This is a genomic window from Salinimicrobium oceani (assembly GCF_012037645.1).
In genome coordinates, this window is record NZ_JAAVJR010000260.1 from 1 (window position 1) to 584 (window position 584).

The following is a 584-nucleotide window of genomic DNA, read 5'->3' on the forward strand; positions in this document are numbered from 1 at the left end:
TCTGAAAGGTACGGGCTATTTTGAGAAAGCCCAAAGCAAATGCTACCTTTGACTCTTAAATAATATTTAAAATTATGAAGTTCAATACAAGGACCATTCATGGGGGACAGCAGGATACAGATCCCGCTTTTGGCGCTGTAATGACGCCTATATATCAAACCAGCACATACAAACAATCCAGTCCGGGAGCACACAAGGGTTTTCAGTATTCACGTACCGGAAATCCTACCCGCGCCGCCCTGGAAAGATCTTTTGCCAGTATTGAAAATGGGAAATATGGCCTTGCCTTTGCCTCCGGACTTGCCGCTCTTGACGCTGTAATAAAACTGCTGAAGTCGGGTGATGAGATCATTTCCACAAATGACCTGTATGGTGGTTCATACCGGCTGTTCACCAGGATCTTTGAAAAAATGGGCATCAGGTTCCATTTTGTGAGCATGGAAGATGCAGATGGTATTGAGCAATACATTAATGAAAATACTAAGATGATCTGGGTGGAGACGCCAACCAATCCCATGATGAATATTATTGACATTGCAGCCATGGCTCGTATTGCTAAGAAACATCAACTGCTGCTGGCTGTC

The 584-nt window shown here is 44.0% G+C and carries 1 protein-coding gene; it reads left to right on the forward strand.

Going from position 1 to position 584, the window contains the following annotated elements; genetic code table 11:
* Positions 1–74: 74 nt before the first annotated feature.
* A partial coding sequence (locus HC175_RS16620) for an aminotransferase class I/II-fold pyridoxal phosphate-dependent enzyme (RefSeq protein ID WP_168139484.1) occupies positions 75–584 on the forward strand: 510 nt, incomplete at its 3' end.